The 24444-nt window shown below is 39.3% G+C and carries 17 protein-coding genes, 1 pseudogene and 1 other annotated feature; of the genes and pseudogenes, 14 read left to right on the top strand and 4 right to left on the bottom strand.

Features of this window, described 5'->3' with window-relative positions; all coding sequences use genetic code 11:
• Positions 1-5: 5 nt before the first annotated feature.
• Entirely contained in the window at positions 6-1355 is a 1350-nt protein-coding gene (locus LI954_RS06805; RefSeq protein ID WP_229444043.1) for an aspartate kinase, read from the bottom strand.
• A gap of 495 nt (positions 1356-1850) precedes the next feature.
• Between LI954_RS06805 and ezrA the strand changes: the two genes are divergently transcribed.
• The 7 genes and pseudogenes from ezrA to LI954_RS06770 form a co-directional block, all read left to right on the top strand.
• Positions 1851-3572, top strand: a complete 1722-nt coding sequence (gene ezrA, locus LI954_RS06800) for a septation ring formation regulator EzrA (protein ID WP_229444042.1) — start codon at positions 1851-1853, stop codon at positions 3570-3572.
• Positions 3573-3735: 163 nt separating this feature from the next.
• Positions 3736-4884 (top strand): cysteine desulfurase family protein, encoded by a 1149-nt coding sequence (locus tag LI954_RS06795; RefSeq protein ID WP_202066763.1) that lies wholly within the window; start codon positions 3736-3738, stop codon positions 4882-4884.
• Positions 4885-5526: 642 nt separating this feature from the next.
• The gene (gene thiI, locus LI954_RS06790) at positions 5527-6741 is read left to right on the top strand and encodes a tRNA uracil 4-sulfurtransferase ThiI (protein WP_229444041.1); all 1215 of its coding nucleotides are present in this window, start codon (positions 5527-5529) and stop codon (positions 6739-6741) included.
• Between the two features lie 314 nt (positions 6742-7055).
• On the top strand, positions 7056-7700 hold the full coding sequence (locus LI954_RS06785; RefSeq protein ID WP_229441575.1) for a redox-sensing transcriptional repressor Rex: 645 nt from the start codon (positions 7056-7058) through the stop codon (positions 7698-7700).
• 73 nt (positions 7701-7773) lie between these two features.
• Positions 7774-8265 carry a thiol peroxidase gene (gene tpx, locus LI954_RS06780; RefSeq protein WP_202066766.1) on the top strand — a complete coding sequence of 164 codons (492 nt, stop codon included), beginning with the start codon at positions 7774-7776 and terminating at the stop codon, positions 8263-8265.
• Positions 8266-8340: 75 nt separating this feature from the next.
• Positions 8341-8565: a binding site (T-box leader), on the top strand.
• An 86-nt stretch (positions 8566-8651) separates the two neighbouring features.
• Positions 8652-11297 carry a valine--tRNA ligase gene (locus tag LI954_RS06775; RefSeq protein WP_229444040.1) on the top strand — a complete coding sequence of 882 codons (2646 nt, stop codon included), beginning with the start codon at positions 8652-8654 and terminating at the stop codon, positions 11295-11297.
• Between the two features lie 208 nt (positions 11298-11505).
• Positions 11506-11802: pseudogene (locus tag LI954_RS06770) on the top strand (transposase); the annotation flags it as partial.
• On the opposite strand, the gene LI954_RS06765 reads toward LI954_RS06770, so the two are convergent.
• Positions 11771-14332 (bottom strand): YfhO family protein, encoded by a 2562-nt coding sequence (locus tag LI954_RS06765; protein WP_229444039.1) that lies wholly within the window; start codon positions 14330-14332, stop codon positions 11771-11773. The pseudogene LI954_RS06770 and the gene LI954_RS06765 sit on opposite strands and share 32 nt — an antisense overlap.
• A gap of 463 nt (positions 14333-14795) precedes the next feature.
• On the opposite strand from LI954_RS06765, the gene LI954_RS06760 reads away from it, so the two are divergent.
• The 5 genes from LI954_RS06760 to LI954_RS16050 all read left to right on the top strand — a co-directional run bounded on the left by LI954_RS06760 (position 14796) and on the right by LI954_RS16050 (position 18207).
• Positions 14796-16118, top strand: coding sequence for a bifunctional folylpolyglutamate synthase/dihydrofolate synthase (locus LI954_RS06760; RefSeq protein WP_229444038.1), 1323 nt, complete (start codon positions 14796-14798; stop codon positions 16116-16118).
• Positions 16105-16767 carry an HAD family hydrolase gene (locus LI954_RS06755; RefSeq protein ID WP_202066770.1) on the top strand — a complete coding sequence of 221 codons (663 nt, stop codon included), beginning with the start codon at positions 16105-16107 and terminating at the stop codon, positions 16765-16767. The genes LI954_RS06760 and LI954_RS06755 overlap by 14 nt, the downstream gene beginning before the upstream one ends.
• A 52-nt stretch (positions 16768-16819) precedes the next feature.
• Positions 16820-17521, top strand: a complete 702-nt coding sequence (gene radC, locus LI954_RS06750) for a RadC family protein (protein WP_202066771.1) — start codon at positions 16820-16822, stop codon at positions 17519-17521.
• Positions 17522-17668: 147 nt separating this feature from the next.
• Positions 17669-17869 carry a cold-shock protein gene (locus LI954_RS06745; RefSeq protein ID WP_202066772.1) on the top strand — a complete coding sequence of 67 codons (201 nt, stop codon included), beginning with the start codon at positions 17669-17671 and terminating at the stop codon, positions 17867-17869.
• A gap of 209 nt (positions 17870-18078) precedes the next feature.
• Entirely contained in the window at positions 18079-18207 is a 129-nt protein-coding gene (locus LI954_RS16050; protein WP_267491442.1) for a hypothetical protein, read from the top strand.
• A gap of 75 nt (positions 18208-18282) precedes the next feature.
• Here LI954_RS16050 and rnjA read toward each other — a convergent pair whose 3' ends face one another.
• Positions 18283-19959: a ribonuclease J1 gene (gene rnjA, locus LI954_RS06740; RefSeq protein ID WP_202066773.1), complete on the bottom strand. Its 1677-nt coding sequence runs from the start codon at positions 19957-19959 to the stop codon at positions 18283-18285.
• Between the two features lie 3 nt (positions 19960-19962).
• Positions 19963-20175: a DNA-directed RNA polymerase subunit epsilon gene (locus LI954_RS06735; RefSeq protein ID WP_202066774.1), complete on the bottom strand. Its 213-nt coding sequence runs from the start codon at positions 20173-20175 to the stop codon at positions 19963-19965.
• Between the two features lie 537 nt (positions 20176-20712).
• Between LI954_RS06735 and LI954_RS06730 the strand changes: the two genes are divergently transcribed.
• Together LI954_RS06730 and LI954_RS06725 are read left to right on the top strand one after the other, a co-directional pair.
• Positions 20713-22443 carry an ABC transporter ATP-binding protein gene (locus tag LI954_RS06730; protein WP_202066775.1) on the top strand — a complete coding sequence of 577 codons (1731 nt, stop codon included), beginning with the start codon at positions 20713-20715 and terminating at the stop codon, positions 22441-22443.
• On the top strand, positions 22440-24206 hold the full coding sequence (locus LI954_RS06725; RefSeq protein WP_202066776.1) for an ABC transporter ATP-binding protein: 1767 nt from the start codon (positions 22440-22442) through the stop codon (positions 24204-24206). Before LI954_RS06730 ends, LI954_RS06725 begins: the two co-directional genes overlap by 4 nt.
• The last annotated feature ends 238 nt before the right edge of the window (positions 24207-24444 follow it).

Genomic DNA, 24444 nt, shown 5'->3' with positions numbered 1-24444 from the left:
TTTTTTTAATTAAAAAACATATCATAAAGTGCCCGGATGGCTTGATTTTCCTGTTCTTTACGAATACCGAACATGATACTGACTTCTGAAGAGCCCTGGTTTATCATTTCCAGATTGATCTCATTTTTAGCCAATGCCATGGTACTGTCGGCAGTAACCCCGATGCGCTGGCGCATCCCTTCACCTACAATCATAATCATTGAAAGACCATGAGTAATACGCAGTTCATCCGGCTTTAACACTTCCTCCAGTTTGCTGATCAGCTGTTTTTCAATTGTTGGAGTTAGCTGACGCTCACGTAAAATAATGGAAATATCATCAATTCCAGAAGGCATATGCTCATAACTAAGACCCAGATTCTCCAAAATTTCCAAAACTTTACGACCAAAGCCAAGCTCTCTGTTCATCAGGTATTTACTGATATAGATATTTGCAAAATTTTGATCACTTGCAATTCCAACTACCGGCTCATGATCAGCTGCCCGCTTCGTTGTGATTAGTGTTCCCGGATGGGATGGGTTGTTGGTATTCTTGATAACTACCGGAATATTTGCTTTATAAGCCGGCATCAGCGCTTCGTCATGGAAAACGGCAAAGCCTGCATAAGCCAGCTCCCTCATTTCTCTGTAGGTCAGTTCCTTAATTGTTTTCGGATTGCTTACAATTCCCGGATGAGCAACAAAGATTCCGTCAACATCAGTAAAGTTTTCGTATAAATCAGCTTGAACACCTGCAGCCACAATAGAACCAGTGATATCTGATCCGCCTCTGGAGAAGGTACAGATTTCTCCGGCCTCTGTGTAACCGAAAAATCCAGGAATAACCAATATCTCATCTGTTTCTCTGAACTGACTGATTTTTTCGTAGGAAGATGGCAGAATACGGGCATTACCAGGTTCGTCTGTAACAATAATTCCTATATCACGCGGATTTTTATAAACAGCCTGCAGCCCGTTATCCTGGAAGAATGCTGCAACCAGCCGTGCGTTATTATTTTCTCCTCTTGCCAAAAAGGCATCAAATAAATGAGGATTGTTTTCTTTAGGAAGTGTGGTCAGTTTTTCAATAGACTGGCGAATATCTGTCAGAATATTCTTATTCATCCCCAGCTCGTCCATAATTAATTCGTAACGTGAAATAATCTGCTCAATGATCTCTTCTGTTCCTTCATTTTTCAGATACTTCGAATGATAACTGATTAAAAGATCCGTCACTTTAGTATCGTTGTCTGAACGCTTTCCAGGAGCAGAGACAACAACGAATTTTCGGGAAGGGTCCTCTTTTACAATTTGTAATACCTTTTGCAATTGTTCTGCAGAAGCCAGTGAGCTTCCGCCAAATTTAATTACTTTCACCTTTTCAGCTCCCTATTCTTTTAGAAATACGATTACTTTGATCTGGAATCCGATAAAAAAACAGTGATAATCGCACCTTTAATTCTCATCTTTTTATAATCTTAAGTAGTAAAAGAATACCTAAATTTCCACTGAAAAGCAACAGAAAATAGAACTTTTAGTTCTTTTTCCGAAAGCTGTAAATAATTCTCTTCATTTTTGTTTAAATCTTTGATACACTGAAAGAAGTGACATTTTATTCTTGATGAAAAGTCTATGCATAATTTGGCAGTGTCGGATACCTGTTGAGAAAAAGAAAAATATTTTATTAATTCCTCATTAAACTAGTGCTTGAAGGAATGCTTTGTGATATAATTTTCTATAGTTGTTTTTTACGAGAATGATTAAAATTAATTTCAGTCTTTCAAGTAATGCTTCTAGGCAATATACTGAGAGAACTCCCTATCCCTAAATATAGAATGCTAAGTAAATGTTGAGTAAACGGAGGAAACATTAATGAAAAACAATTTGATTATTATCGTGGTGTTAGTGATAATCATCGTTGCAGCTATCATATATCTGGTTGGACACTTTATGCGAAGGAAAAATCAGGCGAAGCTGAAAGCTCTCGAAAGCAGAAAAGAAGATCTTTTTGACCTTCCTGTGATTGAAGAAGTGGATGAAATAAAAAAAATGCACATGGTAGGTCAAAGTCAAAATACTTTCCGTGAATGGAATCAGCGTTGGGCAGATATTTCTACCCGTTCTTTTGCTGAACTGGAAAGTCAAATTTTTGAAGTTGAAGAATTAAATGATTCTTTCCGTTATATGAAGGCAAAACGCGCAGTAGCTGAAGCTGAAAAAACAATGGATGAAATGGAGTCAGAAGTTGAAGAAATTCGCAGAGGACTCGGAGAACTTCGCGACAGTGAAGAGCGCAATTCTTTGGAAGTGCAGAAAGCTCTGGATATCTATGAAGAAATCAGTACACTGCTGCAAGAAGAAAAAGAAGGATTTGGCTCTGCTTATTCAGAATTACAGAAGCAGGTTAAGAATATTGAGATTGAATTTACACAGTTCGTTACATTGAATACTTCAGGAGATCCTGTAGAAGCCAGGGAAGTACTTGAAAGTGCAGAACGCCATACGTATGAACTAGACGATGTGATGAAACGTATTCCTCCTTTACATGACGAACTTAACCGGACATTCCCGGATCAGATCAAGGAAATCGAAGAAGGGTACAAACGTCTGACGGATGATCATTTCGTTTTCCCGGAACAAAATTTCGAAGAAGAATTGAAGCGTGTGAAGAAGCGTGTGAAGAACTCTACAGTGGATCTGGAGAAAGCAGAAGTTGCTGCTGTTGAAGTGGCAAACAGAGATACTGAAGCAGCTATTGATGCGTTGTATGAAGTTATGGAAAAAGAGATTAATGCGAAGAAATATGTTGTAAATAATCAAAAAACAATAGGCGACTATATTGCTCACGTATTGCGTAATAACCGCCAGCTGATGATTGAATTGGATCATACTTCTCAAAGCTATACACTGAATCACAATGAGCTGGGACGTTCAAGAGGATTCCAGTCGGAAATCGAAGAACTGATTCGTCGTTATGAAGACTATGAACCAAAGATGGCAGAGCACACAGTTCCTTATTCTGAAGTCCAAGTATTCTTTAAAGACTGCTACCGTGTTCTAGCTGATATTGAAAATCAGCAAATGGAAATCGATATGTCTCTGAAAGATCTTCGTAAAGGCGAGAAAGAGGCACAGAAGAAAGTGGATCAGTTTGAGTTTCGTCTGCGCAACCTGAAACGTTTCGTTGAAAAGAAACGTCTGCCGGGTCTGCCAACTGATTACCTTGAATTCTTCTTTGTAGCGACAGACCGAATCGAAGAGTTGAGCAAAGCATTGAATCGTATTCGTATCAATATTGATGAAATTAATAAGCTTGCAGATTTATGTAATGAAGATTTGGAAATGCTTGATAAAAAGACGAACGATCTTGTGAACTCTGCTGCTTTAACTGAGCAGATGATGCAATATGCAAATCGTTACCGTCATACGAATGAAGCAGTCAACGAAGCAATGGAGCGCACCTTAGACTTGTTCTCCAAAGACTATCGCTATCAAGATGCACTGGATATTATTGGTACAGCACTTGAAAGAGTAGAGCCGGGCGCATTCAGACGGATCGAAGATATTTACTTCAAAAATTTAGATGCAGTTTAATGCAGGAAGCAGGACAGATAAATATGTCCTGCTTTTTCTTATCATGTAAACTTTGGTAAATGATAACGAAACATAGATGATTCAGTTCTGAAAAGGAATAATTGAAGTTGAGATTTAAAAGGACTATAATTTAAAAAGACTTTTTTTAGAAGGGCAGAGATAAATGATTTATTTTGATAATAGTGCAACAACACAGATTTATCCTCAAGTATTAGATACTTACCTGAAGACCAGTCAGCGGATCATTGGAAATCCTTCCAGTCTGCATGACCTTGGAAGTCAGGCTCATCGATTACTTGAGCAGGCAAGAAAACAGGTAGCTGAACTACTGTCAGTTGACTATTCGGAGATATTTTTTACCAGTGGCGGAACTGAGGGAGATAATTGGATTTTAAAAGGAACAGCTGTAGAAAAGCAGGCTTTTGGAAAGCATCTGATTATATCAAGTATTGAGCATCCGGCTGTTTCAGAAACAGCCAGACAGCTTGAAAAACTCGGATTTGAAGTTTCAGTCATTCCAGTAGATAAATGCGGGGTTATTCAAATAGATAAACTTGAACAGCTAATTCGAAAAGATACAATTTTAGTTTCGATTATGGCGGTCAATAATGAAATCGGCAGTGTACAACCTATTAAAGCAGTCAGTGCGCTTTTGGAAAAATATCCGACGATTCATTTCCATGTAGATGCAGTTCAGGCTGTGGGGAAGATCCCAACCTTAGAATGGCTGACACCAAGAGTGGATTTTGCTGTTTTTTCAGCACATAAATTTCATGGACCTAAGGGAGTGGGCTTTATTTACTGGAAAAAAGGGAAGAAGCTGGCACCTTTATTAACAGGCGGCGGTCAGGAAGATAATCAGCGGAGCGGTACGGAAAATATAGCAGGGATTGTTGCAGCTTCAAAAGCACTTCGGCTGTATTTAGATAAAAATAAAGAAGGAAAAGACCGAGTTGAACAAATTCGTAATGCGTTGATTGATGGACTTGCAATGTATTCCAATGTTCGTTTCTTTACTGAAAAGAGTTCGGATTTTGCTCCTCACATTTTATGCTTTGCATTAAAAGGGATTCGGGGAGAGGTGCTGGTTCATGCATTGGAAGAAAAACAAATTTACATTTCCACAACAAGTGCATGCTCTAGTCGTAAAAAAATGGTCGGGAGTACACTTCATGCAATGAATATTCCAGATGCAGAAGCAACATCAGCTGTACGAATCAGCTTGGATGAAAGCAATACAATGGCTGAGGCAGAACAATTTATGGTCATCTTCAATCAGCTGCATAAAAAGTTTTCAAAAATTAACGGATAAGTAAGATATGTCTGAAGACTCTGATGATGAATGTTTACGAAAAAATAGAGAGGGTCTAACTCTTTTTAAAGGAACAATGTTGCTACATTCTTAGTACGCATACCGTCTCATTAGATACTCTTAAATAAGTGACAACTCCTTTTATCTATGAATCTCGTATTATTTGATTTCGATACAAACATGTCTATTTAGAAAAGCATTGGGGACTGTGACAAAAGTATGTCTGAGATCCCTAAAACCGAATAAACGGTGTTCCAGTCTTTGTATGATTCGAGCATTCGAAGAAGCGTAGGGGGAAGTTTTTTTGTGCTTCTCAGTTATGCGCCGAGCATTCAAAGAAGCTTAGAAGCAAGTTCCTTTTCAGTATGCATACAGCTATCTCTTATAGTTTCCAGTCACATTTTGGTTTGAGATGCCTGCCTTATTTTTTGTTGATTCAACTAGCTGTATAAATAAGCGTTTGAAAAATCCTGCTCCTATGTTATAGTGGAACGGGATTTTGTTTCTGAAAATTATCATGATCCTGTATCCGGTTATTCAGTTACTATGCAGTGAAAACAATCAGTCGTTATGATAGGGGATACTAGCACATACTTTTTTACAGGAATGGACGTAATGGTTTAAAGAAAGGAATTTAAAAAAGTGAATTATTCAGAAATTATGGTTAGGTACGGCGAACTTTCGACAAAAGGCAAAAATAGAAAATCATTTATCATGCAGCTTGCACAGAACGTAAAAAGAGTGCTGGCTGATTTTCCAGAAGTGAAAATTCATGCGGACAGAGATCGCATGCATCTGTTGTTAAATGGGGAAGACAGCAGTCTGATTCTTCCGAAGCTGGAAAAGGTTTTTGGGATTCAGACATTTTCGCCGAGTATTCGTGTTGAAAAATCTGTACCTGCGCTAAAAGAAATGGTAAAGGAAATTATCAAAGAAGTTTATCAACCGGGACAAACCTTTAAAATTACTTCAAAGCGTTCAGACCACAGCTTTGAACTGGATTCCAATGAGTTGAACAGAGAACTGGGCGGTGCAGCTTTCGAGGTGTTCCCCGATATTCAAGTACAGATGAAGCAGCCGGATATTAATATTCGTGTGGAAATTCGCAGAGAAGGAGCGTATTTTTCCTATGAAACAATCCGTGGTGCTGGCGGGCTTCCTGTAGGAACAAGTGGAAGAGGAATGTTGATGCTCTCCGGCGGTATTGATTCGCCTGTTGCTGGCTATTTATCGATGAAGCGCGGAGTGGAAATCGAAGCAGTTCATTTCGCCAGCCCCCCATACACAAGTGAGCAGGCTCTGCAAAAAGCTAAGGATTTAGCCGCAAAGCTCGCTCCCTATTCAGGAAATGTTCAGTTTATTGAAGTTCCTTTCACGGAAATACAGGAAGAAATCAAGCGAGTAGTTCCGGAAGGATATCTGATGACGGTGACGCGAAGATTGATGCTGCGCATGACAGATGCCATAAGAGATATGCGGAATGGTTTGGTCATTATTAATGGTGAGTCACTTGGTCAGGTAGCTTCACAAACGTTGCAAAGCATGGTGGCTATCAACGATGTGACCAATACGCCGATTATACGTCCGGTAGTTTCGATGGATAAAATGGAAATTATTGAACTGGCAGAAAAAATTGATACATTTGAATTGGCCATTCAGCCTTTTGAAGATTGCTGTACAATTTTTGCTCCACCACAGCCTAAGACCAGACCTAAACTTGAAAAAGCACAGGCATATGAAGCACGTCTGGATGTGACTGGATTGATGGAGCGATCTCTTGCAAACTTGAAAGTTAGTGAAATAACAGCAGACAGCAGGGACCGGCAGGAGCAAGACGATTTTTCTGAGTTGCTGTAAAAAATAAATCAGGAGAGACGACTAAATAGTTCAGCTATTTATTTTAGAAATAGTATTTAAAAACAGTAAAAATCAGTTGCGGATTTTTACTGTTTTTTATTTTTCACGCCAGCTAATCGCGTCTTATTGTGAAACTATCTTCTGGATTTTAGCCACTGTTGTAAGTAAATGGGAATTGGTTGATGATAGGATGAGGAAGAGGTTAAGAAAAAACTGGATTTTATAAAAAAAATTACTTTTTTTCACAAAGATGTTGCTGAGTTTCTTAATGGATGTTACACTAGAATGTGAAGAAGTTAACAAGGAGAAGTATTATGGAAATAATGTCGAACGAAAAAAAAATACCAAAAGCAACAGCGAAACGCTTACCGTTATATTTGCGATATTTAAAAATGCTGGATGACTCAGGTGTCATTCGGATAAAATCAAGAGAATTTAGTGAGATCGTGCATATTCCGCCTGCAACAATACGCCGAGATTTTTCCCATCTGGGTGAGCTTGGCAGAAGCGGCTATGGTTATGATGTGCCTTATCTGATTCAAGTATTCAGTGAAATTTTGAATACAACAGAAGAAAAACGTATTGCACTGATTGGCTGTGGAAATCTTGGCAAAGCCTTGCTTAAGAATAATTTTCGCCGAAATGAAAATTTGAATATTATTTGTGCTTTTGATGTAAATGATGAAATTGTCGGAGAGAAGGTAAACGACATCTGTGTTCAATCGATGGACCAGTTAAGAAATGCGATTGAAGAGCAGGGAATTACTGTTGCAATATCGACTGTTCCGAGCAAATATGCTCAGACAGCAATTAATGAAATTGTGGATGCCGGAATAACTGCAATCCTGAATTTTGCACCAGACCGTGTAAATGTACCAAAACATGTAAATGTCCAGTATATTGACCTGACAACTGAACTGCAGACTTTGATTTATTTTGATACAGCATTCTCAAAATAAGCAGTAATTTTGAGTTCCTCCTGTTGTTCCTCTATACTTTAAAGCAGAGACTAGCTATTAGGAGGAAATTGAAATGATTGTAACGAGAAAAGGGAATGAAGTTGAGCTTGTTGGAGTACAGCCAAAAGTTGGAGAAAAAGCGCCAGATTTTACGTTGAAAAATCTGGAGGATAAGGCAATCACTCTTTCGGCGCTTGAAGGAAAAACGGTTTTGATCAGCGTAGTCCCTGATATTGATACCAGAATCTGTTCTATTCAAACCAAGCGGTTTAATCAGGAAGCCGGAACTTCTGAAGGTGTGGTGTTTCTGACGATTTCAAACAATACCAAAGAGGAACAAAGCAATTGGTGTGCAGCAGAAGGTGTGGATATGGAAATGCTTCGTGATACTGAAAATAGTTTTGGCGAAGCTTACGGCTTGTTTATTCCTGAAATGGGTCGACTTGCACGTGCAATTTTTGTCGTGGATAAAGAAGGAACTCTAGCCTATGAAAAGATCAGCCGGGAGATTTCAGAAGAACCGAATTATGCTGAAGCATTGGAGCAAGCCAAAGCCTTGAGCTGATTGACTTTCCTGCTTAGACCATGTAAAATAAATCCAGAGCATGAATTAAACAGGTTTGGGTAAAATAGAAATTTACTTGAGACGATGAACAAGAGGAGTACTGTCAGCAGGGATTTCAGAGAGAAGATCAGTTGGTGCAAGATCTTTACGAATTTGGCAGGAAGGTAGCTTGTGAGTCAATAATTTGAACGATTTTAGTAGAATTATTCGGGTAGTGAACGTTATCTCACTCAAATAAGAGGTGTCTGACAGAGTTCAGATACAATTTGGGTGGTACCGCGTAGCATATACGTCCTGAAACAGTAACGCTGTTTCAGGACTTTTTTGTTTTACCTGTCAGAAATATCGATTTATTCGTTAAAAGGAAGAGAAAGAAGGAGATACAAATGTCGGAAGAAAATAATTTACCTACGAAATATCAGCCTACAGAAATAGAACAAGGACGCTATCAAAAATGGCTGGATCAGGATTTGTTCAAGCCAAATGGAAATAAAGAGGCGAAGCCTTATTCTATCGTGATTCCTCCACCAAATGTTACCGGAAAGCTGCATTTAGGTCATGCGTGGGATACAGCATTGCAGGATATTATTATTCGCCAAAAGCGGATGCAGGGATATGATACTGTTTGGATTCCGGGAATGGATCATGCCGGAATTGCAACGCAGGCAAAAGTAGAAGAAAAGCTTGCAGAGCAAGGGATTTCCCGCTATGATCTAGGACGTGAAAAATTCGTGGAGCAGGTGTGGGAATGGAAAGAAGAGTATGCTTCTCATATACGTGAACAATGGGCAAAAATGGGCTTATCACTGGACTATAGCCGTGAACGTTTTACATTGGATGAGGGATTGTCAGAAGCGGTTCGAACTGTTTTTGTAAAGCTTTATGAGAAAAACTTGATTTATCGTGGGGAATACATCATCAACTGGGACCCGAAAGCAAGAACAGCACTGTCCGACATTGAAGTGATACACAAAGACATTCAAGGTGCGTTCTATCATATGAGCTATCCGCTGACAGATGGAACTGGTGTTGTGGAAATTGCGACAACACGTCCGGAAACCATGCTGGGTGATACGGCTGTTGCAGTTCATCCAGAAGATAAGCGCTATCAGGCTCTAATCGGAAAAACAGTCACACTGCCGCTAGTGAATAAAGAAATTCCGATTATTGCTGATGAGTATGTAGATATGGAATTTGGTACAGGTGTGGTAAAAATTACTCCTGCTCATGACCCAAATGACTTTGAAGTTGGGAATCGTCATGATCTCCCTAGAGTAAATGTCATGAATGATGATGGAACAATGAATGAACTGGCGGGGAAATATGCAGGAATGGACCGCTTTGAAGCACGCAAAATGATTATTTCTGATTTAAAAGAAATGGATCGTTTGATTAAAATTGAAAATATGACGCATAGTGTTGGTCATTCGGAACGTACTGGTGTGGTTGTAGAGCCGCGATTGTCTACGCAATGGTTTGTCAAAATGCAGCCGCTCGCAGATCAGGCGATTAAAAATCAGCAGACTGAAAATGCTGTTGAATTTTATCCTGAACGTTTTAACAATACGTTTACCCGCTGGATGGAAAATGTTCATGACTGGGTAATCTCTCGTCAGCTGTGGTGGGGCCATCAGATTCCGGCGTGGTATCACAATGAAACCGGAGAAATGTATGTGGGGATGGACGCACCTGCCGACAGTGAAAACTGGACACAGGATGCAGATGTATTGGATACATGGTTCAGTTCAGCGTTGTGGCCGTTTTCAACAATGGGCTGGCCGGATACGGAGAGCTTGGATTACCAGCGTTACTTCCCAACCAGTACGCTGGTAACAGCCTACGATATTATTTTCTTCTGGGTAAGCCGAATGATTTTCCAAAGTCTGGAGTTTACCGGTGAACGTCCATTCCAGCATGCGCTGATTCACGGCTTGATTCGTGATGAAGAGGGGCGGAAGATGAGTAAGTCTCTTGGCAACGGAATTGATCCGATGGATATTATTGAAAAGTACGGGACAGATGCCTTACGCTGGTTCCTGTCCAACGGCTCAGCTCCTGGTCAGGATGTTCGCTTTAGTTATGAAAAAATGGATGCTGCCTGGAATTTCATCAATAAAATTTGGAATGCCAGCCGCTTCGTAATTATGAATATCGAAGGAATGACGGTTGAAGACATTGATTTCAACGGAGAAAAAACAGTTGCTGATCGTTGGATTCTGACTCGTTTGAATGAGACAATCGCTCGGGTAACCGATTTGTTTGATCGTTTTGAATTTGGGGAAGCCGGTCGTTTGCTTTATAATTTCATTTGGGATGATTTTTGTGACTGGTATATTGAAATGAGCAAAGAAATTCTGTATGGTGAAAATGAAGCAGCGAAGCAGATCACAAAGAGTATACTTGTCTATACACTGGATAATATTTTGCGTTTGCTTCACCCGATTATGCCGTTTGTAACTGAAGAAATTTGGGAAAAAATTCCGCATACTGGTGTATCGTTGGTTGTTGCTGAGTATCCCACTGTGCATGAAGAGCTTTCTGATAATAAGGCAGCTCAAGGGATGGAAGTTTTGAAAGAAGTGATTCGTTCCGTTCGAAATATTCGTGCAGAGGTGAATACTCCTTTATCCAAACCAATCACATTGCTGATAAAGACAGCTGATGAATCTGCAGATCGATTCCTAATTGAAAATAAAAACTATATTGAGCGATTCTGTAATCCTGAAGAATTGACAATCAGCAGTGAGATTACTGCTCCAGAGCTGGCGATGTCGGCTATTCTTACTGGTGTGGAAATCTATCTGCCGCTAGCCGGACTGATTAATATTGAAGAAGAGGTTGCTCGCCTTGAGAAGGAACTGGGGAAATGGAATCAGGAAGTAACACGGGTCCAGGGTAAGCTGTCCAATGAACGATTTGTTGGTAATGCGCCTGAAGATGTGGTTCAGGCAGAAAAAGAAAAAGAAAAGGATTATCTGGAAAAACAAAAAACAGTTCGTGAAAGAATTGAGCAGTTAAAAACAATTCAATAAAAGACAAAAAACAGGAGTGTGGGACAATAGTCAGAAAAAAATCTGATTATTGCCCCACTTTTTTTGATTTTAAGGTATACAAAAAGCACACGACCTTATAAGATTAAAGTGACTAAACTCAACCAAAAAGGAGTGTGCCTTATGTTTAAAAATTATACCATTAATCAAACAACTTTACCATTAGATATAGAACAATATATTCCAGAAACATAGGAAGCGAAAAATCGATGTCGAACCTGTATTTGGTCATCTAAAGGCTCAATTGGCGTTCCATCGTTTCCACTTACGAGGGAAACAAGGGGCGAAGATCGACATTGGCTTGGCACTAATGGCACTAAATTTGAGGAAATTGGGAAAATATATGGAGAGGAAGACACGTAAAAAAGAAAGAACACGCTCGATTTTGATGATTATTGCCAAAATCGAGCGTGTTTTCTTTTTGAGGACGGACTATTGTTACAGTCCCTGTTTTTTTAACACTTATTCAGTTCTCTTTTTTTCTTGATATAGAGCCAGTAACGGAAGAACAGGAAACTGAAAATTGTTGCAAAAGTAATGATCAAGCCATAGTAATAGCTCATCGAACGATAAACCATTGCGATGGAATGTGTCCCTTCTTTTAGAGGGATTGCCATCAGATTGCCGGCGGCTTGTATCTGTTCAACAGCCTTGCCATTCGATTTAATCAGCCAGTTTTTATCATATGGAACAGAAAGGTAGAGCAGCTGATCCTCGTTTTTAACGGAAATATTCCCAAAGAGCTCACCCATTTTTGTCCAACGCAAGTCAATGGCTTTATTTCGTTTTGAAGCAATCACTGCATCGAAAGCTCGCTGGTCTAGACTGACAAGCTCCATGTCTTCAAGATTTATCTTCTTACGACTTTTGAGAGTAAGTGTAACTTTATCACCTTTAGTATAGTAGCCTAAGTTAAACAATTGATTTGTTTTGATATAGACATTAGGCTCAATCTTCTTGCCGTTGACAGAAAAGCTTTCAGTAGAGGACCATGAAACATTTGGAAGGTAAAAATAGAGTTCACCGGAAGCTGCTGTTATTGTTTCCAACAGTACTGTTTTTTCATCTGGCGAAATGGTTTCATTCGTTTTCTGAACAGGCTTAAAGTAATTTTCTGCTTCCGGTTTAAGTGCTTGAAGAAGATTTTCCTGATTTATGATCGGTTCATCTTCCATTAACTGAACATTTGCGAACTCTTCAGAAACTAGGAAGCCCATGCCGACAGCTTCAGGATTTTTATAGCCAACAGTCTGACCGTCAATTGAAACAGCTTCTCTGAATGTATTTTCAAAAGGAGTAATCTGATAGGAAACGTTAAGTAAAAAGTTCACTACCTGCGAGTCATCCACATAGGCAATTCTGCGATCGTTTTTCTGATATAACCCCAAATCGTTCAGCATATCCTGAGTGTCAGAGTGCAAAGTGGACGTATAGCTGGATACACCTGCATAGCCGTAAAGAATGGAGTCATTATAGCCATTGGTTTTTTCAGTATATCCTGCTTCATCAGAGATAATAGTTTGCTTGAAGCGTTCAAAGTCTTTCTTTTTCAGTGCTGCTAAAATAGCAGCTTGTTTTTTATAGTTTTGCTCAAAGGCTTGCTGATTGCCAAAAGGAATTTCTTTTACCGATATCCAATAGTTTAGCCCCAGCTCCATAAAAATTGATACAGTTAACAGTATTCCGAAGATTTTCCATAAAGCTGTTCCTTTTTCAGCCTTTTGTCTGTGATTAAGCAGTACATAATAAAGCCAGATCAGGACCAATGAAATAACTGAATAACTATAGGAAAGAATAAAATTCTTGTTAAATAGGAAAAGTGCACTGTAGCCGCCCATGAGACAGATTGTGTAAATCAGCGGAGCACTCAATGGCAGCTTTTCATCTGTCTGTAAACGAAGGAATGCTTCATAAGCAAATTTGATCACAATAAAACTGAAAATGAATGTATTTCGATAAGGGAACCCTGCCGGACTTTGAAACATATGCCAGACTGTATTAATAAGCTCAATCCAAAAGCTGAGAAACAAAAATAAAATGAGAAAGAGCGACAATTTTTTTTCTTTCTTCGGAATGGAAGGAAGTAAAAAGTAGGTAAGGAATAATAGGACGATTAAAATTCCTGAAAATACTGTTGGAAGATGTTCCAGTCTTAAATTAAAATCAACAGAGCCTATCCCGAATTGTGAAAAGAAAGAAAGACCAAACTTAGGATAAGGCAGAAAGGTCAGCAGATTGAAATCTGTCTTTTTCGTCTGCATCATCCCTTCCAGTGCAGGAAGGAGAATAAAACTTGTTGAAATTCCTGACAGGAAAGAAGAGATGAAAAAGATTTTTCCTTCTTTTATAAAACCAAGAATAGAAGGTGCGGCACTCAATTTAAGATACAGATAAATACTGTAGCCGACTGCAAAGATACAGGTCATGTATCCCATATAGTAATTAGTGAAAATCGACAGAAAAAGAATGGTGACATAAAGAGTCACTCTTTTTTCCTGCCAGAGCTTCTGTAGGCCTAATGCGAGAAGCGGAAATAAAATCAAAATATCCAGCCACATGAAGTTAATGCTGTAGGCGGCTGTAAAACCGCAAAGACTAAATGCTGTTGAGAAAATCCACGTAAAAGGAGAAACTTCAATATATGTCTTTTTCAAGTAGTAGAACATACTCATACCGATACATGAAATTTTCAACGTAATGATCCAGACAATCGCAACCGGCAGCTGCTCATGCGGAAAGAATAAGGTCAGTAAATTAAATGGACTTAATAAATAATAAGAGCTTAACGGGAAGATAGTATCGCCAATTCCGTTGGAAAAAGAATAGAAGGTCAAATTGCCTTCTTCAACGAATGATTTAAAATTGCTCAGAAACGGCAGATATTGACTGCCTAAATCACTTGCCAGAAGATTGTTATTTCCGAATGGGACAATACCCAAAATAATCCAGAGAACAATCAGTATTGTAAATGGGACGAAGAAGCTTCCGATCAACAAACTATTTTCTTTTATTTTCATTTTTGTATCACCTCAAAGCAAAAAAATTTTCCTATCAACAGGAATAATTGTTCAGCAGGATAAGTCTAACTTATTTAGAGCGAGAGTTCACGGATAGATCCTGATAACACAGTATTTCAGTTTAGCATGATATTGAATGATTCTCCAAAAAATTATGAGGGCTTTCATCCTCAGCTGCACTCTTACTCTGAAAGAAAAAAGAAAAATTTCTTTTTTTCAATAAGCCGGAATAGATTGACATGTTCCGACAATTGCTATTTTATCATATTCTGATTTTTAATAACTAAATTTGCTGAAAGAGCCTATATTTTTTATAGAATTTAAGAATTTCTTTAGTTATGAATAGGTAGGAGGAGGGTTATAACGTAAACCCTGTAATTTTACTGATTTGTTTCAAGAAATTGCCTTTATTAGTGAAATCGAACTAGGCTTTCGCTATAATAGAAGGTGTGAGGTGACAAAAATGTCAATAAATAGTGAAGAAGCAATTGAATGGATACACAGTCGTCTACCCTTTGGCTCACGTCCTGGACTGGAACGGGTGGAGGCTCTTTTGGAACGAGTGAATAATCCGCATAGAAAGGTTCCGACAATTCATATTGCCGGGACAAATGGAAAGGGATCTACAGTGACTTATCTGCGTTGTCTGCTGCAGGAAGCCGGAATTACCGTGGGGACATTTACGTCTCCTTATATTGAAGCTTTTAATGAACGAATTGCCATTGACGGCGAAGGGATTCCAGATGAACAGCTGATTCATTATGTGGAAAAATATCAGCCGCTAGTTGAGGAAATGGATAAACAAGATGAAATAAGCGGGATTACTGAGTTTGAAACATTAACTGCGATGGCTTTCGATTATTTTCTTGATCAGAAAGTAGATGTTGCAATTATAGAAGTTGGACTGGGCGGTTTACTGGATAGTACCAATGTTGTTGAGCCGATTTTAACAGGTATTACTACGATTGGGATGGATCATACAGAGATTCTGGGTGAAACGCTTGAAGAAATTGCTTTTCAAAAAGCCGGAATTATAAAAAATAATATTCCTGTTGTAACTGGAAATATTGAAGCAGCAGCATTGAATGTTATTGAAAAACAAGCAAAAGAAAAGCAGACCCCCATTTACCGCTTTAATCAGGAATATTCAATCGAATATGTACATTCTGATAAAGACTGGGGTGAAGTCTTTAGCTTTATTGGAGAACATGGTAAGATTCAAAAGCTCAAGACGCCGTTACTTGGTCAGCATCAAACGGAAAATGCGGGTGTAGCAATTGAATTGTTCTCTATTTATTGTCAGCTTACCGGGCAGCCTTTTCAAACAAAGACCGTTCGACAGGGCTTGCTGTACGCAAAATGGCCGGCTCGAATGGAAAAAATCAGTGATGAACCGTTGATTGTATTGGACGGTGCCCATAATGATCATGCGATGAAGCGTCTGGTAGAGAATCTGAAAACGGAATTTAAAGGTCGTTCCATTCATATTTTGTTTTCAGCATTGTCAACAAAGAATACCGATCAAATGATTAAGGTGTTGAAGAATGTGCCCAACACTCATTTATATTTGACCACATTCGAATATCCTAAGGCCATGAATTTGGATAAGTTTGAGAAATATACAGATGATAAAACAGATATTGTTTCTCTTTGGCAGTTTGGCATGGGGGAAATATTGGAAAAAATGACTAATGAAGATATGCTGCTGGTGACGGGCTCTCTGTATTTTGTTTCACAGGTACGTGAATTATTATTGACAATAGGAGGAAGTAATGAACAAATTTGATGGAGTTATTTTTGACATGGACGGCTTGCTGTTCGATACGGAGATGATTTATTATGACTCTTCACAGAAGGTTGCAGATGAAATGGGCTTTCCCTACACGAAGGAATTGTATCTTCAATTTTTAGGGGTTTCCGATGAAGAGGTTTGGGAAAATTATCATCGTATTTATCAGGACTTTGGACGGGAAACAGTTGATGAATTCATTCGCCGTTCTTATGCGGATACGATCAGCATGTTTGAATCCGGACAGGTACAGCTGAAAGAGGGGGTATTTGAATTGCTGGATTTTCTTGAAGAAAGCAATATCCCCAAGCTGGTTGCTTCAAGCAATGTTCGTCCTGCCATTGAATTACTGTTGGAGAATGCCGGAATTCGTGACCGGTTTCATCGAATTGTCTCAGCTGAAGATGTCAGCAGAGCCAAGCCAGATCCGGAAATTTTTCAAAAAGCTGTCAGCTTTCTGGGAACGCATCCGGAAAAGACACTGGTGCTGGAAGATTCTTCTCATGGAGTGAACGCTGCGTATGCTGCTGGAATTCCGGTGATTATGATTCCGGACCTGCTTCAGCCAGATGAAGATTTGAAAGGGAAGGCGCTGCAAATCTTTGACAGTCTGCTGGATGTACCCAATTATTTGAAAAACAAATAAATGAAGAGCTCTTTTGCGTATCTTTATGAGACCACGTAAAGGAGCTGTTTTTATGGAAGAAAAAAGGCTGTTCATTCATGAGATGCCGGAAGATTGTTTGCCCAGAGAGCGGTTGGAGGCTTTTGGTGAAAAGGCTCTTTCCAACCAGGAGCTGCTGGCGATTTTATTAAGAACGGGTTCGAGAGAACAAAATGTGATGGAGCTGTCTTCTACAATATTGAATCATTTTCGGCATTTAAATGAATTAAAAAATGCAACGCTGCACGAAATGATGTCAATTAAGGGAATTGGAAAAGTCAAAGCAATTGAACTGCGTGCGGCTGTTGAATTTGGTTATCGTTTGCAGCAAAGCAATCAGATGAAATATGGGAAAATATCCTCCAGCTATCAGATCGCTCAAAATCTAATTTATGAGCTGAGAGATTTTCAACAAGAGCATTTAGTCTGTCTGTACCTGAATACAAAAAATGAAGTCCTGCGGCAGGAGACGGTTTTCAAGGGATCACTAAATCAGAGTATTGCACATCCCAGAGAAGTTTTTAAAGGGGCGGTTAAGTATTCAGCTGCCCGTATCGTACTTGCACACAATCATCCGAGTGGAAATCCAACCCCTTCACAAAGCGATATTCATTTTACTCAAAGGATGGAGGAATGTGGAGAAATGATGGGAATTGAGATACTGGATCACATTATCATTGGACATGATGAATATATCAGCATGCGGGAGGAAAATTTTTTGAAGGGAGATAATTAGATTTCTTGCAAAAATATAGGGGCGCGTGTAAAATGTACTTGTAATCTTGTTTGGGACAGTATAGGAGTTTTTATTAGATAAAATCCTCTATCGTAGACGGGCAAAGTTACAATTATTTCAGTGCTTAAGCACGAGGAGGAACGGTTAATGGAACAAGGAACAGTAAAATGGTTTAACGCAGAAAAAGGATTTGGATTTATCTCTCGCGAAGATGGCAGCGACGTATTCGTACATTTTTCAGCAATTCAAGGAGACGGATTCAAAACATTAGAAGAAGGTCAAGCAGTAACTTTTGATGTGGAAGATTCAGATCGCGGCCCTCAAGCAGTAAATGTTGAAAAACAATAATTGACCATTCGAAACACCTGGTTCTTTTGAATCGGGTGTTTTTTTGAATTCTTAACAGAAATTTTCAGGATTAAAAATAGAAATGATCAGAGGGGGAGGAGTTTTAATTCTTAAATTGAAAAAGACTTTGATTGTCTCCGAGCTCAAAGGAACTTGCTGGAAAAATACAGAGATAATGAATCACTTTAGTGTTTTATAGGAGTTAGAAAATGCAGGATCATACTGGACTGGTTATTGATGTATCAATTAAAAGCAGAAAAGATGCAGTTGGCTTCAGATTAGTAAGAACAGGCTCACACAAGGATCAACTAGGTTTGAACGGCTCAGCTTCAAAATAAAAATCCCCGAAACCTGTTAAACTTTTTCAAGTTTTCGCAGTTTCGGGGATTGTACTGTTATTTGCAAAGTACCAGTTAATTTTCAACCATCATGATCATTGGTAAAATCATTGGATGGCGCTCTGTTTTTTCAAATAAATAAGGTTGTAAAGTTGCAGTGATCGCATCGCATAATTTTGCCTCTGTACAATTGTCATCTTTTAAGGCATCCCGCATTGCATGGAACAGAAGACGCTGTCCTTCGTTAATCAAATCGCCGGACTCTCTCATGTAAACAAAGCCGCGGGACAGGATATCAGGACCAGCCTGAATCTCTTTTTTCTTAACGTTGACCGTTGCAACTGCAAGTACCAGTCCTTCTTCTGAAAGAATTCGCCGATCCCTCAGAACAATGTTGCCGATATCTCCGACGCCGTTGCCATCTACATACACATCACTTGCATTGAAGTGACCTGCCATGCGGCCCTGATCAGCAGTTAGTGCAAGTACATCGCCATTTTCCATAATAAAACAATTTTCTTCAGGTATACCTACATCTTCAGCTAAAGAAGCGTGAATTTTCAGCATTCTAAATTCACCGTGAACAGGTACAAAGAATTTCGGCTTCATTAAACGAAGCATCAGTTTTTGTTCTTCCTGTCCTCCATGTCCGGAAGTATGGATATTGTTTATTTTTCCGTGAATTACTTCAGCACCTGCTTCGGAAAGCAGATTAATCAAACGGTTAACGCTAGTAGTATTTCCTGGAATAGGAGAGCTTGAAAAGACCACTGTATCTCCGGGCTGAATGGAAATCTGTCTATGAGTTCCATTTGCAATACGGCTTAATGCCGCCATCGGTTCTCCTTGAGAACCTGTGCATAAGATCATCGTTTCATTTGCCGGCAGCTGATTCAGCTGAGAAGCATCTACAAACGTTCCTCTAGGGACATTGATATAGCCTAGACGTTCACCATTAGCAATAGCATTTTCCATACTGCGCCCAAAAACAGCAATTTTTCTGCCGGTCCGGACAGCTGCATCAGCAGCTTGTTGAAGCCGGAAAATATTTGAAGCAAAACTGGCAAATATAATTCTGCCTTCAATTTTTTCAAAAATCTTTTGAATCGATGAACCAATGGTTTTTTCTGATTTAGTAAAGGTTGGAATTTCAGCGTTTGTACTGTCAGAAAGCAGACACAGAACACCTTCTTCACCAATCTTTGCCATACGATGCAGATTTGCAGGTTCTCCAACAGGAGTAAAATCGAACTTAAAGTCGCCGGTCGCAACGATATTTCCAGAAGGTGTTTTGACAACAACACCTAATGCATCCGGAATACTATGCGTTGTTCTAAAAAAGCTCACAGATGTTTTTCTGAAGCGAATTACTGTATCTTCATGGATCTCATGAAGATCAGCATCTCTCAATAAACCGTGCTCGTCCAGTTTGCTGGTAATTAGAGCTAAAGCTAAAGGACCTGCATAGACTGGGATATTTGCCTGCTTCAACAAGTAAGGAACTCCGCCAATATGGTCTTCGTGTCCATGAGTGATGACCAGTGCTTTAACCTTTGACAGGTTTTGGATGATATAACTATAGTCGGGAATAACATAGTCGATTCCCAACAGATCATCTTCCGGGAATTTAATTCCGGCATCAATCAAAATGATTTCATCCTGAAATTGTACGCCATAAGTATTTTTTCCGATTTCTCCAAGTCCGCCAATACCGAAGACACCGGTTTCGTTATTTTTAATATTTACTTTCATAGCTTAAAACTCCGTTAATTTAAATTCGGCGTGTTCTTGTTCATAAGCTAGATGATTTCCTTCAAGCAGCTGGACATATTCGATGTTGTAAGGCGTATTATCTTCAACTAGCTGGCGGACAACAACATCATTGTCCCCTTCAACATAAATTGATTTTGTATCCTCTCTTTTAGGATTTCTTATTTTTGTTTCTTGATAATAAACTTTGTATATCATAATTATTCTCCTCTGTACTTGCCTGTGCAAGTTTATTTATTGATTTCTGTGTGAAATGTCTACACAACAAAATGAGGTGGGGCTCCACCCTGACAAATATTTAACCATCAAAAACATGGAGTTTATGATGAATGAAGTCTAGCAGTCACTTCATTTTATTATGTGCAAAAGAAATTCAACCGTTCAGTGTGTTGTGTGAACAACAATTATTGATATTTTATCACAGAACCAGTCAGAAGTATAGAAAGTACTCCGAATATTTGGCAGTAATTTAAGAAATAGACCGCTAAAAAAATGAGGAACTGCCGGGATTTTATGTAAGAAACAATAAGAAAATACCAAAAGGAACTGAACGAAAAAAATGAGGAAAACCAGCAAAAATGTTTCTCTCTTTTATCGAAACAGCCGCTTGATCATGAGCAGGTTGTTCTTTTTATGGCAAGAGTTTAAATTTCTTTGTGTGGACGATTTACCGTGTTGTTCCTTTTATGCTATAGTAGAAGAACTGAACTAAAATTTGGAGGGGGAGATGATTACTTGAAATTGATGTGGCATTACACAATGAGATATAAGAAATTGCTGTTTGCGGATTTCATTTGTGTATTTGGGTTTATACTGATTGAATTGGGGCTGCCGACAATTTTGGCACGCATGATCGATCGGGGAATTCTGAAAAATGACTTTGATTATGTCAAGCATCAGGGAATTATAATGGTGGTCATCACGATTGTGGGCGTGACGCTGAACATCATGCTGGGTTATTTTGGTGCCAGAATAACGACAAATATTGTTCAGGATATTCGTAATGATTTGTTTGAAAAAGTGCAGACATTCTCTCATCATGAATATGAAACACTGGGTGTTTCTTCATTGATTACACGTACAACCAATGATGCGTATCAAATCATGCTGTTTATGGGGAACGTGTTGAGAATCGGTTTTATGACACCGATGATGTTTGCGGTAAGTCTGATTATGGTTGTCAGGACCAGTCCTTCTTTAGGGGTTTTTGTTCTGGGAGCGTTGCCGGTCTTGCTGGTTGCAGTGGTTTTGATTGCGAAGGTTTCTGAACCGTTGTCGAATAAGCAGCAGAAAAATCTGGACGGCATTAACAGTATTTTAAGAGAAAATCTTTCCGGTTTACGGGTAATTCGAGCGTTTGTTAATGAGAAATTTGAGGAGTCGCGTTTTAAAAAGGTCAATGAGGAGTACACGAACAGCTCCAAAAGTCTGTTTCGTTTGATGGCAGCTGCTCAGCCTGGGTTCTTTTTCCTGTTTAATATCGTGATGGTTCTGATTATCTGGGAGGGAGCTCTGCAGATTGATACAGGAAGTTTGGCTATAGGGGATTTAATTGCTTTTATTGAATACATATTCCACGCACTGTTTTCTTTCATGCTGTTTGCAAGCATGTTTATGATGTATCCGCGGGCTGCAGTTTCTGCTCGACGGATTCAGGAAGCATTCGACATGTCGCCTGACATTAAGGAAAACGAACAGGGAATTGTAGAAGCAGATAAGAAGGGCTGCATCGAATTTAAGGATGTGACATTTGCCTATCCCGGACACTCTCAAAGTCCGGTAATTCGCAATGTCAGTTTCACTGCTTCACCGGGAGAAACAGTTGCTTTTATTGGAAGTACGGGGAGCGGGAAATCAACACTAATTCAGCTGATTCCGCGTTTTTATGATATTTCAGAAGGACAGGTACTCATAGATGGTGTAGATGTACGTGATTACAAACTCAGTGCATTACGTGAAAAAATCGGTTATATTCCGCAAAAAGCACTGCTGTTTACAGGAACCATTGCTGAAAATCTTCGATATGGTAAAGAAGATGCTTCTATGGAAGAAATGGAGCGTGCGGCAGACATTGCTCAGGCGGCTGATTTTATTTCTCAGAAGCAGTTGGGCTATGATGAACTCCTTTCAGAAGGAGGCGCAAACTTCTCAGGTGGTCAGAAGCAGCGGCTGTCTATTGCCAGGGCAGTGATTCGAGATCCGGAAATCTATATCTTTGATGACAGCTTCTCAGCGTTGGATTATCAGACGGATGCAAAGCTTCGCGCCCGGCTGAAAAAAGAAACGACTCATTCTACTGTTCTGATTGTTGCACAGCGAGTAGGAACGATTATGCACGCAGACAAGATCATAGTATTGAACGAAGGAAACATTGTGGGAATGGGAACGCACAAAGAATTACTTGAGACGTGCCCGATTTATTATGATATTGCGGCTTCTCAATTGTCAGAGGAGGAATTAGCATGAAAAAAGGGCTTTCTTCCATCAAACGCTTAGGGAGATATATTGGACCATATAAAGCAACATTTATTCTGGTCATTGTCTTTACTATTCTGACAGTAGCACTGAATGCGGCAATGCCGTATGTTTCAGGACTGCCTATAACAGAAATAGCGAGAAATCTTTCTGAGGGAGAGGGAGTAAACTTTCCTTATGTCTTTCAGTGTCTGATTTGGATTTTAATTGTTGGTATCGGCTACTGTATTACACAGTTTTTTTCAGGATTTTTGATGGCAGCAGTAGTTCAGCATTCGATGAGAGATTTACGCAGAGATATTGATGAAAAAATCAATCGTCTGCCAGTTTCTTATTTTGACAAAAACCAGCAGGGAAACATTCTTTCACGGGTGACTAATGATGTGGATGCGGTCAGTAATGCACTTCAGCAGAGCTTTATCAATATCGTATCAGCAGTTTTGGGAATCATCATGGCAGTATCAATGATGTTTTACATTAATATTCGACTGGCATTAATCTCCATAATTATGATTCCATTATCTATTTTTATTTCAAGAACAATCGTTGGAATCTCACAGAAATACTTTCAGGGAATGCAAAATGCGCTGGGGGATTTAAATGGTTATGTTCAGGAAAATATGACTGGATTCAGTATTTTAAAATTGTATGGACGAGAAAAACAGACCTTGGATGGATTTAAAAAAGTCAATGAAAATCTGCAAAACTACGGCTTTAAAGCGACGTTTATTTCTGGTTTAATGATGCCGCTCGTTCAGTTGACAGCATATGCGACATATATTGTTATCGCTGTGATGGGAAGCAGAGATGTTATTTTGGGAGTTATTGCTGTAGGACAGCTGCAGGCGATGATTCAGTATATTTGGCAGATTAGTCAGCCAATGGGGAATATTACTCAGCTTTCTGCTGCTTTACAGAGTGCTTCGGCAGCGACAGGACGTGTCTTTGAGATTCTGGATGAATCAGAGGAAGAACTTAACGATCATGATACAGCTCTTCCAGAGCCGGTTAAAGGAAACGTGACGTTTGAAAATGTCAGCTTTAGTTATGATCCTGCAAAGCCTTTGATAAGAGATCTGAATTTTGAAGTAAAAGCAGGACAGACCGTAGCGATTGTAGGTCCTACAGGTGCGGGTAAAACAACGCTGATTAATCTTTTGATGCGTTTTTATGATGTAAATGGAGGGGCAATCAAGCTTGATGGGATTGATACTAAAGCCATGAACCGCAGTGATGTCCGTTCAGTTTTTGGGATGGTACTGCAGGATGCATGGTTGTATGAAGGAACGATTGCAGACAATATACGCTTTGGAAAGCTGGATGCAACAGACTATGAAGTTGTTGATGCAGCAGAAACAGCGAATGTTGATCATTTTATCCGTACAATGCCGGATGGCTATGAAATGGAGATTAATGCCGAAGGAGACAATATTTCACTGGGACAAAAGCAGCTGTTGACTATTGCTCGGGCAGTGATTTCAGATCCAAAGGTATTGATTTTGGATGAAGCAACCAGTTCTGTGGATACTCGTCTGGAGGCGCTGATCCAAAAAGCAATGGATAAGGTTATGCAGGGACGAACCAGCTTTGTCATTGCACACAGGCTGTCTACTATTCGTGAAGCAGACCTGATTCTGGTGATGAATCAAGGAGAAATCATTGAAAAAGGAACCCACTATGAACTGCTGGAGAAGGGCGGCTTTTATGAAAAGCTCTATAACAGCCAGTTTGCTGAAGACGGGGACTATGATTGATAAATAAAAATGTTAAAGTATGAGATTCTTCGGCAGTTGAAAATAGTCAGCTGACGGGAATCTTTTTTTGCAGTTAAAGAGCAGTATAATTTTTTTGTAGTTGTAAAATCAGCAGTATCAAAAGTTATTGAGAAAGTAAATCCAACATTGTCTAGCTTCATTAGCTAGCTCTCTTTGGCAATAAGGCTCAAAAAATTATCGCTATAATCTCTCGAGCGCCTATTTCTTGAAAGCTGAA

This window comes from Enterococcus sp. CWB-B31 (assembly GCF_020567645.1).
Taxonomy (GTDB): Bacteria; Bacillota; Bacilli; order Lactobacillales; family Enterococcaceae; genus Enterococcus_L.
The sequence above is the reverse complement of the archived record's forward strand: the minus strand, read 5'-3'. Positions and strand labels throughout refer to the sequence as shown.

What these genes read in the sequence shown, in the direction of transcription:
- ezrA (WP_229444042.1), top strand. Translation starts at nt 1,851, where the DNA reads ATGAAAAACAATTTGATTATTATCGTGGTGTTAGTGATAATCATCGTT.
- LI954_RS06795 (WP_202066763.1), top strand. Translation starts at nt 3,736, where the DNA reads ATGATTTATTTTGATAATAGTGCAACAACACAGATTTATCCTCAAGTA.
- LI954_RS06785 (WP_229441575.1), top strand. Translation starts at nt 7,056, where the DNA reads ATGGAAATAATGTCGAACGAAAAAAAAATACCAAAAGCAACAGCGAAA.
- tpx (WP_202066766.1), top strand. Translation starts at nt 7,774, where the DNA reads ATGATTGTAACGAGAAAAGGGAATGAAGTTGAGCTTGTTGGAGTACAG.
- LI954_RS06775 (WP_229444040.1), top strand. Translation starts at nt 8,652, where the DNA reads ATGTCGGAAGAAAATAATTTACCTACGAAATATCAGCCTACAGAAATA.
- LI954_RS06765 (WP_229444039.1), bottom strand. Translation starts at nt 14,332, where the DNA reads ATGAAAATAAAAGAAAATAGTTTGTTGATCGGAAGCTTCTTCGTCCCA.
- LI954_RS06760 (WP_229444038.1), top strand. Translation starts at nt 14,796, where the DNA reads ATGTCAATAAATAGTGAAGAAGCAATTGAATGGATACACAGTCGTCTA.
- LI954_RS06755 (WP_202066770.1), top strand. Translation starts at nt 16,105, where the DNA reads ATGAACAAATTTGATGGAGTTATTTTTGACATGGACGGCTTGCTGTTC.
- radC (WP_202066771.1), top strand. Translation starts at nt 16,820, where the DNA reads ATGGAAGAAAAAAGGCTGTTCATTCATGAGATGCCGGAAGATTGTTTG.
- LI954_RS06745 (WP_202066772.1), top strand. Translation starts at nt 17,669, where the DNA reads ATGGAACAAGGAACAGTAAAATGGTTTAACGCAGAAAAAGGATTTGGA.
- LI954_RS16050 (WP_267491442.1), top strand. Translation starts at nt 18,079, where the DNA reads ATGCAGGATCATACTGGACTGGTTATTGATGTATCAATTAAAAGCAGA.
- rnjA (WP_202066773.1), bottom strand. Translation starts at nt 19,959, where the DNA reads ATGAAAGTAAATATTAAAAATAACGAAACCGGTGTCTTCGGTATTGGC.
- LI954_RS06735 (WP_202066774.1), bottom strand. Translation starts at nt 20,175, where the DNA reads ATGATATACAAAGTTTATTATCAAGAAACAAAAATAAGAAATCCTAAA.
- LI954_RS06725 (WP_202066776.1), top strand. Translation starts at nt 22,440, where the DNA reads ATGAAAAAAGGGCTTTCTTCCATCAAACGCTTAGGGAGATATATTGGA.